General features: G+C 48.1%; 16 protein-coding genes. 11 read left to right on the forward strand and 5 right to left on the reverse strand.

Annotated elements, in window-relative coordinates; all coding sequences use genetic code 11:
- From QUA47_RS20790 to QUA47_RS20800, 3 genes are all read left to right on the forward strand, one after another.
- Positions 1–456: cyclase family protein (locus QUA47_RS20790; RefSeq protein WP_333432149.1), on the forward strand; the 456-nt coding region annotated here is incomplete at its 5' end.
- Positions 457–632: 176 nt separating this feature from the next.
- Positions 633–1,379, forward strand: coding sequence for a DUF1995 family protein (locus QUA47_RS20795; RefSeq protein ID WP_333432150.1), 747 nt, complete (start codon positions 633–635; stop codon positions 1,377–1,379).
- 329 nt (positions 1,380–1,708) lie between these two features.
- The gene (locus tag QUA47_RS20800) at positions 1,709–2,479 is read left to right on the forward strand and encodes a metallophosphoesterase family protein (RefSeq protein ID WP_333432151.1); all 771 of its coding nucleotides are present in this window, start codon (positions 1,709–1,711) and stop codon (positions 2,477–2,479) included.
- A gap of 210 nt (positions 2,480–2,689) precedes the next feature.
- On the opposite strand, the gene QUA47_RS20805 is transcribed toward QUA47_RS20800, so the two are convergent.
- A complete protein-coding gene (locus QUA47_RS20805; RefSeq protein ID WP_333432152.1) occupies positions 2,690–3,541 on the reverse strand; it encodes a M48 family metallopeptidase in 852 nt (283 codons plus the stop codon).
- A 102-nt stretch (positions 3,542–3,643) separates the two neighbouring features.
- On the opposite strand from QUA47_RS20805, the gene QUA47_RS20810 reads away from it, so the two are divergent.
- Positions 3,644–3,775: a hypothetical protein gene (locus QUA47_RS20810; RefSeq protein ID WP_333432153.1), complete on the forward strand. Its 132-nt coding sequence runs from the start codon at positions 3,644–3,646 to the stop codon at positions 3,773–3,775.
- A gap of 138 nt (positions 3,776–3,913) precedes the next feature.
- Complete coding sequence (locus tag QUA47_RS20815) at positions 3,914–4,438, forward strand: DUF4330 domain-containing protein (protein ID WP_333432154.1); 525 nt, start codon at positions 3,914–3,916, stop codon at positions 4,436–4,438.
- Between the two features lie 335 nt (positions 4,439–4,773).
- On the opposite strand, the gene QUA47_RS20820 is transcribed toward QUA47_RS20815, so the two are convergent.
- On the reverse strand, positions 4,774–5,679 hold the full coding sequence (locus QUA47_RS20820) for an alpha/beta hydrolase (RefSeq protein WP_333286544.1): 906 nt from the start codon (positions 5,677–5,679) through the stop codon (positions 4,774–4,776).
- Positions 5,680–6,209: 530 nt separating this feature from the next.
- Here QUA47_RS20820 and QUA47_RS20825 point away from each other — a divergent pair.
- Positions 6,210–6,824 (forward strand): hypothetical protein, encoded by a 615-nt coding sequence (locus tag QUA47_RS20825; RefSeq protein ID WP_333404646.1) that lies wholly within the window; start codon positions 6,210–6,212, stop codon positions 6,822–6,824.
- On the opposite strand, the gene QUA47_RS20830 is transcribed toward QUA47_RS20825, so the two are convergent.
- Entirely contained in the window at positions 6,792–7,724 is a 933-nt protein-coding gene (locus QUA47_RS20830; protein ID WP_333432155.1) for a hypothetical protein, read from the reverse strand. The genes QUA47_RS20825 and QUA47_RS20830 overlap by 33 nt on opposite strands.
- Positions 7,725–8,847: 1,123 nt before the next feature.
- On the opposite strand from QUA47_RS20830, the gene QUA47_RS20835 reads away from it, so the two are divergent.
- From QUA47_RS20835 to QUA47_RS20845, 3 genes are all read left to right on the forward strand, one after another.
- On the forward strand, positions 8,848–9,750 hold the full coding sequence (locus QUA47_RS20835; RefSeq protein ID WP_333349371.1) for an MBL fold metallo-hydrolase: 903 nt from the start codon (positions 8,848–8,850) through the stop codon (positions 9,748–9,750).
- A gap of 243 nt (positions 9,751–9,993) precedes the next feature.
- Positions 9,994–11,208, forward strand: coding sequence for a bifunctional riboflavin kinase/FAD synthetase (locus QUA47_RS20840; protein WP_333432156.1), 1,215 nt, complete (start codon positions 9,994–9,996; stop codon positions 11,206–11,208).
- A gap of 163 nt (positions 11,209–11,371) precedes the next feature.
- A complete protein-coding gene (locus QUA47_RS20845; RefSeq protein WP_333432157.1) occupies positions 11,372–12,280 on the forward strand; it encodes a MoxR family ATPase in 909 nt (302 codons plus the stop codon).
- A 253-nt stretch (positions 12,281–12,533) separates the two neighbouring features.
- On the opposite strand, the gene QUA47_RS20850 is transcribed toward QUA47_RS20845, so the two are convergent.
- Positions 12,534–13,742, reverse strand: a complete 1,209-nt coding sequence (locus tag QUA47_RS20850; RefSeq protein WP_333432158.1) for a glycosyltransferase — start codon at positions 13,740–13,742, stop codon at positions 12,534–12,536.
- Positions 13,743–14,123: 381 nt separating this feature from the next.
- Positions 14,124–14,330, reverse strand: a complete 207-nt coding sequence (locus QUA47_RS20855) for a hypothetical protein (RefSeq protein WP_333432159.1) — start codon at positions 14,328–14,330, stop codon at positions 14,124–14,126.
- Between the two features lie 114 nt (positions 14,331–14,444).
- On the opposite strand from QUA47_RS20855, the gene QUA47_RS20860 reads away from it, so the two are divergent.
- Together QUA47_RS20860 and QUA47_RS20865 are read left to right on the forward strand one after the other, a co-directional pair.
- Positions 14,445–14,771 (forward strand): MgPME-cyclase complex family protein, encoded by a 327-nt coding sequence (locus QUA47_RS20860; protein WP_190656658.1) that lies wholly within the window; start codon positions 14,445–14,447, stop codon positions 14,769–14,771.
- 50 nt (positions 14,772–14,821) lie between these two features.
- Positions 14,822–15,505, forward strand: coding sequence for a hypothetical protein (locus tag QUA47_RS20865; RefSeq protein WP_333432160.1), 684 nt, complete (start codon positions 14,822–14,824; stop codon positions 15,503–15,505).
- Positions 15,506–15,560 lie beyond the last annotated feature (55 nt).

Genomic DNA, 15,560 nt, shown 5'->3' on the forward strand with positions numbered 1-15,560 from the left:
CTATCCTTTCTCTGCGCTGTGCTTATCTCAATGGTCAACTTTCCACTTGATATATGTGCAAAACTGAGATGCACCCGGCAGCACAAACTTATAGAACCGGGAAATCTAGTTTTATTGTATACTGGCTGGCAAGAAAAATGGGATAATCAGGGAGAATTTTTTAACCGAGACGATCGCGGAATTTGCCACTTTCCCGGATTTGGCAAAGCAGCCACTCAATTTTTGCTAGAAGAACGCTCTATCGCGGGAATTGGAACCGACACCCACGGAGTCGATACCGGGCGAGATGAAAGTTTTGCGGTTAACAAATTGGTATTGGAAAAGCAGCGAATAGTGCTGGAAAATCTAGCAAATCTCGACTTGTTACCTGTGGCTAACATCACTTTAGTTATCGGAATCTTGCGTCTTTTGGGAGGTTCCGGCTCGCCTGTGTCGGTGTTAGCTTTTGTCGCTTAGTGCGGTCAAACTTACATCTTGTACCATTCTCAAGAACAGGCAAGATGCCTGTTCCACAAAGAGTAAATTTTCTTGTAAAACAGGCATCTTGCCTGTTCCTAAATAGGTAATTGAGAATAGTGCAATATCTCAGGTAAAATTAGATTGAGAGAAGTCGAGTAAAAACAATAAGATTAATGACAGAACTGCCCAAGGATCTCAACGAGGCGATCGCCCAATCCCGCATTGCCACCGCCGCTGCCCTCTCGGACGGCAAAACTCTACTGCAAGTCGAATTAGTATTTCCAGAAATCGCCCTGCAAGCACAGTCTATCACCGAACAATTCCTCCCAGAATTTGAAGAAATCTACCCCGGAGTAAAAGTCTTTTTTCCCGACGCCGGTGCGGCAGCCCTCGCGCGCCGCGACTGGGGAGAAACACCGTTTAAAGTCACTGATTTGGGTAGCAGTCGCAGCCCTGTTGAAGATAAAATAGCACCGGAAGATCAACTTTTCCTTTTGATCAATCCCGCAGCCGTAGAAGTGGCCCAAGTCGAACAACTTTACATAGCTGCGGCCGGTCGCCCAGTAATTCTACTCAACCCGCGCCTGGAAGATGTTGCCACCATAGGTATAGGGTATGCGGGCCGCCAATTGCGCGATCGATTCCTCAGCAAAATTGAATCCTGCTACTACATCAGACCCCTAGACACTGCTGCTTTATTCCGCTGCTACCCCCAATCGTGGCAAGTGTGGCTGGAAACAAACAACGAATACGAACTAATTTCTGAAACCGCCCAAAAACCAGTCGGAGACGATTTAGAGCGGATTTTAGCCAAAGCTCTCGGAACCGACGATCCTGACTCCACCACACCTGCCAAACCTGTAAAAAAGAAAGGTTTTTTGGCAGAACTCCAGACATTCCTCAAAGCTTTGACTCAGTGACAATCGTTAAGGCTCGATCGTATTTTAGGGTGTGTCAGCTAGGATTATTTTCGACTTAATCCGTCGCCTAATCGCTGAAGCACCCTAAAGCGTGAAATAACTCACAGCTTTGCCTCACTAACAGCAGTTGCAGAAGCACAATTAACAGCTTGCCTCTGTTTCTATCAGTAGCTACGCAAACAGGTACTGGCGAGCTTTACAGAATCTTTATACAAAGCAGTATAATGGGTGACACCCCTCCACCGTAAAAGAGGAGAGGCAAATAGCAGCAAAATCAGATGCTATAAGGTAGAGATGGGGCTTTTGAGTCAGGGAAGCGGATAAACACAATGGAGCATCGGCGCATTGTTATCGGGGACGTACACGGGCATTACGATGGCTTAATGACCCTGCTAGAGGCACTTGCCCCCAGCTTGAACGATCGCGTCTATTTTTTGGGAGACTTAATCGATCGTGGCCCCAAAAGCGCTCAGGTATTAGATTTTGTGCAGCAAAGCCCCTACCAAACTCTGTTGGGCAACCACGAACAACTCATGCTGGAAGCTTTGTCGGGGACACCGATGGATATGCGAGCGTGGCAATCTTGGCTCTACAGTGGTGGCGATGCGACAGTAGCGAGCTACAGAGATACAGGGATGATGCCGTACAAACACTTAGAGTGGCTGCGATCGCTCCCCACGCACCGGGACTTAGGGGACATCTGGCTGGTTCACGCCGGCGTTGACCCCCATCTGTCGCTCGATGAACAGTCGATCGAACAACTGTGTTGGATTCGCAGGGAATTTCACACCATGTCGAAACCCTATTTTCCCAATAAATTAATTATCACCGGTCACACGATCACCTTTACCTTTCATGGGGTCAGACCGGGCGAATTAGTCAGGGGCGAAGGGTGGTTGGATATTGACACGGGTGCTTATCATCCCAAAAGCGGCTGGCTGACAGGATTTGACCTCAGCTACCGGAGAGTTTATCAAGTAAATGTATTTAACAATCAAGTCCGAATTTTGCCGTTTGACGAAGTTGTCAGGCAATTGAAGCCGCAGCCGATTGCACCCCCGGAACCTGCGATCGATTCTGTTGTTCAACAGCAGTGTTAAATCAAGTTTTCGTTGTAGGGTATGTCAGCTTAAGTCCGATATCTTAAATCGAAATTAACTGGCTGCTGACTTACCCTAGTAACTGGATTTGTTTTTTAACAAACCGCGAAGAAGCGTTAGCGAAGCGGCGCGTTAGCGCTAGATCGCGAAGTAAGAAAAGAGAAGGGAAGAGAAGAGAAAAGAAGAGAGTGCCTGACAGATTTAGAATTGCTACGAACCTAAAAGTCTGCGGATTTCTAGCCTGTAATCCTCATTATTCAAACCTTCACCGCTAGCAAGCTCCGGATCTATAGCCTGTGAAATAGCAGCAATACGATCGCCAGTAGCCGGGTGAGTGCTCAAAATGCTAGGAGGAGAAGGCTTGTTGAGCAACTTTTTCATAAAATCAACCATCCCCGATTGAGCGTAGCCTGCTCGCCCCATAGTTTGCAATCCCAACTGATCCGCTTCATACTCAGCTTGGCGACTGTGGGGGCGCCGCAAAGCCAATTCCACTCCAATCTGAACCGCCTGAGATCGATCGAGCCCAGTTGCCGAAGCTACACCTGAAGCTATGGCCATTTGACGCATTTGTTGAATCGCGTGGCGAGCATTAATGTGAGCGATTTCGTGGGCGATCACACTTGCCAATTCTGCCTCATTGTCCGCCGCTGCCATCAAGCCTTTATTCACATAAACAAAACCGCCCATAGTTGCAAAAGCATTAATCGTGTCGTCGTCAATCACTTGAAAAGTATAAGGAATATTTGGGCGACTGCTTTCTTGAGCGAGTCGTTGACCGATGCGGTTGATATATTCTGTAGTGTCCCGATCGCGGTCAATCTTAAACTGGCTGTTCGTTAACTGCTGATTAATTTGTCGGCCAATAGCTACCTCTTGGCGATCGGACATATTCGACAATTGAATAACTTGAATGCCTCGAAAAATCAGTTCAGGCAAAGAAAATGCTTGAGTCGGTTCTGGGGAAAGCACCCAGATACCTGCAGCCACCATCAGGGACAGAAACAGATAAATCCCCCGGCCACAAGTACGCCGGCAAGTCAACCAAAAACTTTTTAACATGAGTAATAGGTGCCAGAAGTTAGATAAAATTTGAGGAAAAACTCGAAAAGTCACTAAATAGGCAGACGTAATTTGAGGCTACTTAGTTGCTATTCTAGCTTTTTGTCAAATTTTAACGGTGCCACCCGCTTGTGGGCGATCGAGCCAAGGCCAAGCAACCGCCGTCAACTGCCTTCTGGCTTAAGTGCCCAAGTCATGCGGATTTTGGGCGATCGTTGTGGTAATATCTTTTAGCTTCAGGACTTACGCATCAATAAAGTATGTCATTGCCAGCGCTAGCTCAGCAATAGCAGCATCTGTTTTTCATCGATGTCTGCGTAAGTCCTGAGCTTGTAAACATACTCCTGTCGCTATCAGTATAATAGGCGATTTATGAAAATTTTGGATTCTCAAGGCCGGCTGTTCGGCAAACTCAGCATCCTAGACGTAGGTGCCGCTCTAATCGTACTGCTAGTTGCAGTCGGAATCTTCTTCTTTCCCGGCACTTCTGGCGGTTCCGTCGCCCAAGTCGGCACCAGTGTCACACCTGTAGAACTTGATGCAATTGCGATCGGTCTCAAAGGGACAAACGTTCCAGATTTGTTCAAACCAGGTGATAAAATCAATGTGGTGATCCGCAATCAACCCTCCGGTCAGATTACCATCAAATCTGTCAAAACTCTCACCAGAACCCTAGCAGTTCCTCAGCCCAACGGCACTCTGAAGGCTCTCCCCGACCCCAGAGAAGAAGAATCGTTCAGCAAAAATATGATGTTTACCTTAGAGGGAAAAGGTCAACTTACTGAAAATGGCCCGGTTTTAGGTAATACGAAAGTCAAAATTGGCACTACGCTAGAGCTTGAAGGCAACAAGTACATTTTCAACGCCAGCGTTATCGACGTGCGAGTCAAAGAATAATTAGTAGTCAGTTGACAGTTGACAGTTGACAGTTGTCAGTGGTTATTGGTGTCAAATTCAGACTAAAATTCATGATAAATCTCGCTTCTAGCAGAGTCTAGATACCCCCTAGCCCCCCTTAAGAAAGGGGGGGACAAGATTATTGTCAAAGTCCCCCTTATTAAGGGGGATTTAGGGGGATCTAGACTTGGATATAAACGATAGATACAGCGGTCTTTAGGATTAAGTTGACATCTATGGGTAGTGGGGAATTAATCTTCGTTCTTCCCTCGAACCTGGAACCTCTATCCGTGACATCCGTTTGCATCCGTTAAAAAATCCGTTGCCGAACTTCTTCACCCTTCCGAAAGCAATTTTAAGTATTGCCGAATTAAGCCAATCGTGACAGCGGGAAGTTCTAACTGCGGAGTCAAACCTACGTTTTCCAGAGGTTGAAAAACTTTGATTGCTTCGGGGTTGAGGTTGGCCAACCGCTGGCCGATATCGGGCCCGGTAAACTGCGATTTTTCTCCCCAAATAATCGCGGTCGGCGTTGTTAGCTGAGTGATGTACAGCGACAAATCAAAGCACAAATCTCCCCGCACAAAAGACAGGGCGGCATATTCTGCATTTGGTTCCAAAGCAGATGCGAGGTAAGCATCAACAATTTCTTGATAAACGCGGCGGGAATCGGCAAATTGGCGCTGTTCTAGGAAGCTACGGATGCCGCCGTCTGTGGCGATGCCGGTACTGTAGAGCAATTTGTCTAAAATCGGCGTGCCCACTAGCTTAGCGAAGAAACTGGTGCCGTAATCTTGTCCGAAGTCCGACAAACCGCTGGGTATGGTCAAAATCAGGGATTTGAAGAGATCCGGCCGTGCGATCGCAGCTCGAATCGCGATCGCCCCTGTCAGCGAAGAAGCAATCACATCTGTCGGACTGCCGCAAGTTTTTTCTAGAAATTCAATCAGAATTGTGATATAATCTTCTACCTGATAATTTCTTGCCGGATGTTCCGATCGCCCCCAACCGATTAAATCAGGTGCTAAAATTCGGTATTCTGCCGCAAAAGCCGGATAAACTTTCGACCATTCGTAGGCACTCGACCCGCCACCAAAACCGTGAAAAAATACTAAGTTTGGTTGATTTTCCGAAGTTGAGGTCGGCAACCCCATCCAAGGCATTTTTTCAGCAGTGTAGTAAACCATTCTGCCGAGAGAAGTAACTATTGAGCGCTGACCGAAGCCGAGGGGCACAAGCATAAATTAACCTCAATCGCTGTTATATTTTAGATTCTTTTGAGCCGCCCCGTCTTTGTTTAAAAAACTTGCAAAGCTGGTGGCGTTTTTGTAAAGATTGAGTAATGATTTAAATCTATTTTAGTACAGGTGAAGCGTGAAACTACAGACAGCAAGTAAGTTTTGCGATTTGGGCAATTCGCCTGTGTAGTTATCCTTAGCCTTGCAAACTACCGCCGATCGGAGATAATAGCAAAATGATGGGTAAGACCCCTCAACGAAATAAAGTCTGTTCGCCAAGCCGGAAAGCAGACGCTCGGAAAGGAGGAGTATTAGAACTCGCTTTCAGGCAGGAGGCAGGTTGGCAGACGCTCGCCAATCACAAATCATTAATCACGATATTTTGCGGAGCAGTGGCTTTTGAGGTCGAAAGTCTTTGTTGGAGGGCGGGCGATGGGGTTTCGATTCCTAATTGCAGGTTTGGCAATCACGGGCCTCGCCGTTATCAATTCCAAAACACAAGAAACAACTAATCTCAGGGAGGTCTACTAAAAATGCAACTGCTCAGGAAACGGGATCGCGAGGGTTTTATGGTTGATGCGAAAAGTCTTCAATCTGACGGGTTTGCAGAATTTGATACAGCCTGTCGAAGCATGGATTTAAACGGCAAAAAGTCTTTTGTTGCCATTCCAGAACGCTCAGGCGCAGGGTCAGAGGTGCGATCGCGCGCCACGGTACCGGCGATCGTCCGCGTAGCTTTAGAAGACTTGAAATGCTTTGAAGTAGTAGAACATCAGTTTGCACATTGGGGGGTGACTTTTAGCAATGCCGTCGCCATCCAACCTTCAAACCCAGCATTTTTTACGGGATCTGCGGCAACAGTGTTAATGGGGGCCCCCAAAAGCGGACTGATAGAAGTAAGTTTTAAGTATCCAGTTCGCAGCGTGTCAGGACTGGTCACCAGTTCGCGACGAACTGTTTTATCTGCTTGTGACATTGACGGCAACGCAATTGTTCAGGATGAAATGCCGGCGCCCAATCTAGTCGGGTCTAATTCTCCGATCGCCCCTAGAGCTCCCCTGCGCGTAAAAGCTCCGAATATTCATCGAATTACTTTTTACGCTTTTGACGGTCAGCTAGTAGTCGATGACTTGATTTTTGGATTTTAGAGCAAAGCCATAAGTAGCGTCCCAAGTCTGCAAACCTTCGAGAAGGGCATTGCGGACTAAAGCTTCTGGTTCCCGACTCAGCATCAGGCGAAAGCACTCGGCAGCGCGGGAACGGGCGATCGAACTTTTGACGGAACTCACAGGGCCAAACCCACCCTTATTCACCAAATCGGTCATTTGCCGCACTGCAATCAAACGCTTCACGGGGTCAGCATCAGTCAAATCCGCCAAGATGCGATCGAGCGCCACTTCATCTTTTGCGGCCCCCAGACTCAACCCTGGCCGCAGCAACAGCCCTGCAATAGCGATCGTGCCCAAATTCTGCAAAATCAGGTTCAAAGCCATCCAGTGGCTCTCGGAGTCAGCCCAAATCGCAAAACTCATGTAAGCGCCCAAGGTAGCAATGCCGCCCGTACCCACCGCTAAAACAAATCGGCGGTTCGGGCCCTCCCAAAATTGCTCGCCTTTTGCTCGCAGCAATTGCCAGTCCCACGACTGCCCTCGGTAAACCAGCATCATCGCTGCTATCCCCAGGCCTGTGGAAAACAGTAACTCACTGTTCCACAACCCCCAAAATGCTGCTAGCGTGACAACTGCCAGCCAACCTTTCGATCGAGTCAAACTCTCTAGCAGCCACTTGAGAAACGCAGTAGAAACCACAGGCGACCGGGCCGACTCGCTCTTGCCATCTGCCCTCCGGCGCATTGTTTCGGCAGTCCGGCCTGTGGCTGTTGGGGTTCCCGGCGAGCGATCGTCCGAACTAAATTGGCTCAAAGCTTGACCATCAGTCATTTCTACAGACAGGTCGCTCAAGGGGAGATTACCGAGTTCCAAAGTGCGATCGGACACTTTCACAGGCGATCTATTCAGCTTGGTTGTAGTTTTTTTAACTTGATTCATACTGACTTTTTTGAAAAATAACTTAAAGTTATCCAGGCGTTTTTAGCACTGATTTAGATTCTCGGCAAACAAGAGTCTAAGACTCTATGATACCGGAAATTTAAACCCGTGGCGAGTACCGCAACCGCGCCGAATTGCGAGAAATCCTTACCAAAAATAGAGCTATTGAAGATTTTGGAGAAAAGCACCACAGGTTAACAGCAAATATTTTTGCATCACTCTTGAGACAGAAGGTCGCTCGGAGTTAACCTGATGGCAGCAAAAAAACTAATTTTTTTAATTTCACTCAGAAAATACGTGAATTTTGAGTGATTCAATTCGCCCGCCAAGAAATGCACGACGAAAATTTAGCCTTTTGCCCCCAGGCCCGGACTCTCGCTGCTACCCCGGTGTCAGATGAGGCTGGGTTCAGCTTGACCGCTAGCGGGACGAACCGCAGCCTCTGGGCGGGCCGAGAATCCAGACAGTATTGGTTGATAATTAATAGCAGAAGCCTTCTTAAACTGCTAAGATTTTTGAATTAATGGGAGTTGAGTTAATTCAACCGGGTTCTGGTAAAAAGGAGTCCCTGATGCTCTTGGGCAGGGGTTAAATGGCGGGAGCATCTCAAGTCGGGTAAATTAACCGTCATTATTGTAGAGGCGCCTTTACGCCCGATCGGGCAAGATCCGGCAGATATCGGGGTAAAACAGCCCCGCCACCTGCCTATTATGATCCCTCAACCCGACTAGATAGCAGGAAGGCCCTCATCCGGGTTCAAACCCGTAACGCAGCAAGGCAAGCAACCGACCGCGCGATCGTGTTCGGCAAGTGCGGAGGCTGGAAAAACAGCGGCTTTTGACCAAACTCATACAGAACTGCGGCCCCAAAGTGTGTCTGCGAAGGTTAGGCTAGTGGAGAGAGGAAAAGAATAGTTACGATCGAGACTTGATGAGTCTACCTTGTAATTTATTGCTCAGTTGTCAAGCCCAACAGTTTTGCATTCTCGCGATGAGCGAGACTCTGGGCACTTCCAACAAGTGGGGAACTCGACCGTCAAAGAACTTGGGTTTGATGGTAAAGCCCTGACTAATATGTAAACACCTTACCGATAACTCGCCGGAACAATCTTGCAAGAAAACCCATGTCTAGTATGCAAAACCAATTCACGGTTCACTTCTGGGGCGTTAGAGGTAGCATAGCGTCTCCCGGGGCAGAAACAGTACGTTACGGGGGCAACACGCCCTGTGTAGAAATGCGAGTGGGTGACAGTCGCCTAATTTTCGATGGTGGTACTGGATTGCGGGTTTTGGGACAAACTCTCCTTTCCCAGATGCCCGTAAAAGCTCATATGTTTTTTACTCACTCTCACTGGGATCACATTCAAGGATTCCCATTTTTTGTCCCAGCTTTTATTCCGGGCAATTGTTTTCACATCTATGGGGCTATTGCTCCTAATAAGGCTACTATCCAGCAGCGGCTCCACGACCAGATGCTGCACCCCAATTTTCCGGTGCCCCTGCAAATTATGGGGGCAGACCTGAAATTTAACGATATAGAAGTGGGCCAACCGCTGGAAATCGGAGATATTAAGGTGGAAACTGCTTTGTTGAACCATCCCGGGGAAGCTATAGGCTACCGCGTAAACTGGCGGGGGTATTCGGCTGCTTATGTGACTGATACCGAACATTTTCCCGATCGTTTAGACGAAAATGTGGTGTATTTGGCTCAGGATGCTGACGTGCTGATCTACGACGCTACTTATACCGATGAGGAGTATTATGCGGAGAAGAGCAGCAAGGTCGGCTGGGGACATTCGACTTGGCAGGAAGCGGTGAAGGTGGCAAAGGCTGCTAATGTCAAAAAGTTGGTGATTTTTCACCACGACCCGCTGCACAATGACGAGTTTTTAGACAGGGTGGGAGAACAAGTGGCTCAAAGGTTCCCGAATAGTTTGATGGCGCGGGAAGGTTTGTCGTTACAATTGCTGCCTCCTGATAACGATTTGTCTGAAGCGTCGGTGCAAGCGCCTCAAGTGTCTGTCTGAGGGATTTGAGCTTGTCAGATGGTTCTGAAATCTCGATGATCGGTGAAATCTGAAATTTAAGCGAGGGCTGACCTCACTCAAGGACGGATACCGTGCCACGTACTCCTGTCGTGGAAAACCAAAAAGTTTAGACCCTAGTTCAAGCTTCCAGATTTATCTGTGGAGTCAAATCTAAAATCTAAAATCTAAAATCTAACATCGACTGGCGATCGCAATCTGGCTAAGTATGTCAAAATTTTAAGCGTGTGGGTAACTTCTTCTTGTACCGCTGCTCTGACTCCTACTTCTGTTGCCTTGGGAAACTTTGATGGTTTGCACCTAGGGCATCGACAAGTCGTGCAGCCAATTTTAAATCGATCGCCTGAGCAAAATTCTGCGACGATTCTTGCGTCGGGGCCAAACTTGCGCTCCAACGCTGGCAGAGATGAAAATTTGGAAAGCGAACCTCCGGCGACCTGCTACAACGACTCAGCAGCACCGCCCGATCGAGCTGGCAGCAGCCATAATTTCGAGGGTTTGATAGGCCCTAGGGCCGACGGCAACAGCCTCTCTGGTCGCGATTCTGATGGGGTCGATCGGCTTTACGGCACTGTGGTGACATTCGATCCGCACCCGCAAGAATTCTTTACTGGTCAACAGAAAAAACTGCTGACGCCTCTGGCAGAAAAGGTAGAATTGCTCGAAGCAATGGGCGTCGAGCAACTTGTGCTGCTGCCGTTCGATCGAGAATTGGCGGCCTTGACTGCTTGTGAGTTTGTCGAGGAAATTTTGGTGCGGCAACTAAAAGCGAGTCGAATTAGTGTGGGGGTTGATTTTCGGTTTGGACGGGGACGCGCTGGGACGGCTGTGGATTTACAGTCGATCGCCTCGGGTTACGGTATTGATGTTGCTCTTGTACCCCTCCACAATTGCGGTGAGGGCGATCGGATCAGCAGTTCTGCAATCCGCGAAGGTCTGGCATCCGGCGACCTCAGAAGAGCGAATCAGTTGCTGGGGCGACCTTACAGTTTGGTGGGATCTGTGGTTGGCGGACAGCGGCTGGGCAGGACGATCGGATTTCCTACTGCTAATATCGAACTGCCGCCGGAAAAATTTTTGCCACGTTTTGGCGTTTACGCGGTGCGAGTCTCGCTGAAGCATGGATGGGAAAAGATGAAAGAGGAAAGTTCTTCCTATCAGCGGGAAAATCCCAAATCTCTAATTCCCGGCGCAGCATCAAATTTATCTTTTGTCAATGGGGTGATGAATGTTGGCTGCCGCCCGACGGTAGACGGGCTGCAACCCACTGTGGAAGTTCACCTGTTAGATTGGTCTGGGGATTTGTACGGTCAAACCTTGAGCGCGAGTTTGGTAGAGTTTTTGCGACCCGAACAAAAATTCGCTTCTCTGGATGCTCTCAAAACTCAAATTCAGGCAGATTGCGATATTGCTAGAAGCGTATTAACTGCTAAAGTCTAATAATTATGTGATCTAGAACGGGCGATCGGTTTTAAAAATGGTGCAAGATGAGTCAGACTAAATTCTAGTTGTACAAATCCGCAGTCCGCAAGGCAAAGACTCAAGATTTTGGCAATTTGATGTTTGATTCACAATTAGCAATTAGCAATTAGCAATCAGGGATATGAGACAACATATTGAACGGCTCAAACAAAATCTAGGCAAAACTATGGTCGGCAAAGCGGATGCTATTCGCTTGGTGCTGGTAGCCGTGCTTTCGGGGGGGCACGCGCTGCTGGAAGACGTGCCCGGTGTGGGAAAAACGCTGCTGGCGAAGTCTTTGGCGCGATCGATCGATGGGAAGTTTCAGCGGATTCAGTGTACTCCCGATTTGTTGCCGACGGATATCACCGGTACTAATATTTGGAATCCGCGCAGCGGAGAGTTTGAGTTTTTGCCCGGGCCAGTTTTTGCTAATGTTTTGCTTGCCGATGAAATCAATCGGGCGACGCCGCGAACTCAGTCAGCTTTGCTGGAAGTGATGGAAGAAAAGCAGGTGACAGTAGATGGAGTTTCTCGGAATGTTCCGACGCCGTTTTTTGTGATTGCGACTCAGAACCCGATCGAATATCAAGGCACTTTTCCGCTACCGGAAGCCCAGATGGATCGGTTTACTTTGTCTTTGACTTTGGGCTATCCCGCTGCGTTGGAAGAGTTGCAAATGTTGGAACGGCTTTCTGATACTTTTGCTGTTGAAGATTTGCAGCCTTGTATTTCTTTGGAAGAAGTGCAGGAATTGCGCCGGTTGTGCGCTGCTGTGAAGGTGGAAGGCTCGTTGAAACAGTATATGGTAGATTTGGTGCGATCGACGCGGGAAGATGAGGAGATTACTCTGGGGGTGAGTCCCCGCGGTGCGGTGGCTTTGCACCGGGCGTCCCAGGCTTTGGCATTTATGGAGGGCCGGGATTTTGCTACTGATGATGATGTTAAGTATGTGGCGCCGCACGTACTGTCTCACCGTTTGATTCCGGCGGGGGGAAGGAGGGCTAAGGCAATTGTCGATCGATTATTGCGATCTGTTCCTATTCCTTAAAAATTTTGTAAGTAGGTCGTTTTAATTAAATAAACAGGCAAGATGCCTGTTCCACAAAGAATGAATTTTATTATGGGATAGGCATCATGCTCGCCCTTGTTATATCAAATCCGGTGGCATCGGAATTAATATTACCCACAGTCAGGAAACGGCAGTGCCGTTTCCCTACCATTAATAGGGCGAGAGTTACATCCGAGGGGGTCTAATGATTATTTTGGGGTAGGGAAACAGCATTGCCTTACTACTTTTTTAATCACGGCTTAATAGCACTCTCAAACAGCGCGACTAATTTTTTTGCCTCTAAATCAACATTGTGTTGTTGAGCAACTCTCTCGGCTCCAGTTTTCCCCATTTGTTCTAGCTTTTCTAAAGGTGCTTCCAATACTGCGCGCATCGCTACCGCTAATGCTTCTGCGGAACCGGGAGGAACTAACCAACCGCAAACACCGGGTTCTACGAGCTCCGGGATGCCAGCAACATATGTGCTAATTACGGGCCGATTGAGAGCGAGGGCTTCCATAATTACGACGGGCAAACCTTCAGCAAAACTCGGCAATACCATTGCGCGTGAAGCTAAAATCTCTTGCTGAACTCGATCGCCACTGGCCCAGCCGGTAATTTCTATATGATTTTGGAGGCCGAGTTGCAGAATCTGCTTTTCAATATCCGATCGCAGCGGCCCGTCTCCTACGAGTACCAACTTAAACTCTAAGCCTTGAACTGCTAGCAAGTTAGCAGCTTCTAGCAACAACAAATGACCTTTTTGTTCGCTGAGTCGCCCAACGCAAGCTAAGCGGGGCGCTGCGGGTATGGGGACGTAGGGTGCAGCTAAAAATGCGGCATCTACGCCGCAGTGTATGACGTGAATTTTTGACCAAAAAGTGCGATCGCACCACCGAAAAAGCTGGCTTTTACCGAAGGAACTAACTGCTGCTACAAAGGTCGATCGCTTAATTTTTTCGTCTAAGGAAAGAAGTGTCGCTTTATCGAATTCTTCAGGGCCGTGAACGGTGAAACTGTAAGTCGGGCCGCCAAGCACGCGGCACAGCATTGCGACTGTTGTGGAATTTGTCCCGAAGTGAGCGTGAACGTGTGCTGTACCGGATTCTGCAAACCAATTTAAAAGAATGCAAGCTTCTGCTAAATAAGCTAGATGCAGCAAAATCCCCCGTTCCGAGTGCCAGCCAACTTTGAACATTAACCGCACAGCTTCGATGAACCGCATGGGTCTAGTTGCGGCAACGCGCAGCAAACCCCACGCTAACCCCTGTACACCAACTCCTAAGATTACTTTAGTCAACTCTTGCTCTAGTTTGTCGGCCCCATCAACGAGTTCAGACTCGCAGGATCGGATAGAATAACGTGCGACTTTCATGCCGCAATTTTCAACGGCTAGCACTTCTCTGCGGACAAAGCTGTGGCTGACTTTGGGATATTGGTTGACTAAATAAGCGATGTTCATGAAGGGGAGAAAATTTTATGGTAAAGCTTAGATTAGTTTAGCCTTTGGCTGCAATACGTGGGCAACAAATTTAGCTGATTTGTTGAGCTTATTTGAGCAGGGGCGGAGGGCGATCGCTTTTGGTGGATGGGGGAAGTGCCAGCGGGGCGATGGCTATTCCGGCGAGAGGAAATCAATCCACACATTTTACATTTTTAATACAATAGTTAGGACAGTTTTTAGGTAGTAGCCACAAACCCGTGATTTTCCCGCGAGCACATTGATCACCATGAAAGCCTTTTTTTAGGGTTCCCAATCAAAAACTGTCCGAAGTGTTTTCATATGCAAACCACTCCCAATGAGGTTTAACAGCCCCAGATTGTCTCAATAATTGGTAATTATTCAACGTGCAATTCCATCTAATTTCCTATTGTCACCTAAATTTTCCCGAAAATCACCAGCCCGAAAAATAATCGCCCAAATCCCCAAACAAGCCGCAACTCTCGCAACTCTCACAACTCCCCCAACTCTCACCACCAAAGATTTTTCTGAGGCGACTTGCTCTGCATCTACCCAAGATGACAGCAAATAAGGTAAAGTAAACGGCACAAGAGTCTAGAACTCTCCAACGACCGCAACTCGGCAAACCCGCCCCTGACCAGCAAAACTGGCCGGTACAGGCGGCATTAACCGCTAACCGTCAACCCCTAACAAACGACAAAAATGCAAACCTACTACTACGTTTTAGCCAGCCAACGCTTTTTGCTAGAAGAAGAAGCCCTAGATGAAGTGTTTAAAGAAAGAACTCGCAACTACAACGAACAAGAAAAACAAATAGACTTCTGGTTGGTCAAACAGCCGGCTTTCCTAGAAGCACCGACAATGGCAGAAGTTAAAGCAAAATGCCCTCAGCCAGCCGCCGCTATTATTTCTACCGATCCTGTCTTCATCACCTGGTTGAAACTGCGATTAGAATATGTACTGACAGGTGAATTTCAAGCACCATCACCAACTATTCCCGATGCCCTCGCATCCCTACAGCCCGCATGAAAAAAGTAGCCAAATATTCGACAACAAAACTAACAACAATTAGGGGTAAATTGTACAAATATATTTTGTCCCTCCCCCTATTTTCTGCTACTTCGATCGCCCTTTTGGTATTGACAATTTTATCGAGCTCTGTTAAAGCTCAGTCGAGCTGCCAACCGCCCCAGTCCGATGAATATCTACTGTTAATTGTCACCCCAACACCCGAACAGCAAGAAAGAGCAAAACGCTCTTTCCCTGGAAATACTAACAACACAGTTTGTCGGTACATCAACGACACGGTGACGCGAGTTGGCGGCTTTCGGGACTCGCAAATCGCCAGCGATTGGGTTAAATACATCGAAGATGTTGTCGGATTACAAGCTTACGTAGTACGATCGCCCGCAGCGGCACTACCCCAAAATTTGCCAGTCTACAACCCTCAGCCAGCACCAGGTTTTGCACCAATCACCAATCCTTCAACGGGCAATCTTGCCTTCAATCCCCGACCCCTGGGCCCTGGTTATGCAGTGTTAGTAGATTACTTCAACCAACCGGAATTAGCCGCCCAAGTCAGGCAAGCATTAGGCACGCAAGTCGGCTTAGCTTCCTACGGCCAGCGTCCCTTTTTATTCATCGCTTATACAACGGATCAAAACGCCGCTACTGCTGCGGTAAAAGCATTGAGCGATCGAGGTTTTTGGCCGATGTTAGTAGACAGCCGCCGAGTTACCGTAATTGCTCCCGCTGTTCGCTAAAAGATAACCTACCCCCACGATCGTTCGGATCTTGAAATCGCTACTACACTTGCCC

The organism is Microcoleus sp. MON2_D5 (assembly GCF_036701905.1).
Taxonomy (GTDB): Bacteria; Cyanobacteriota; Cyanobacteriia; order Cyanobacteriales; family Microcoleaceae; genus Microcoleus.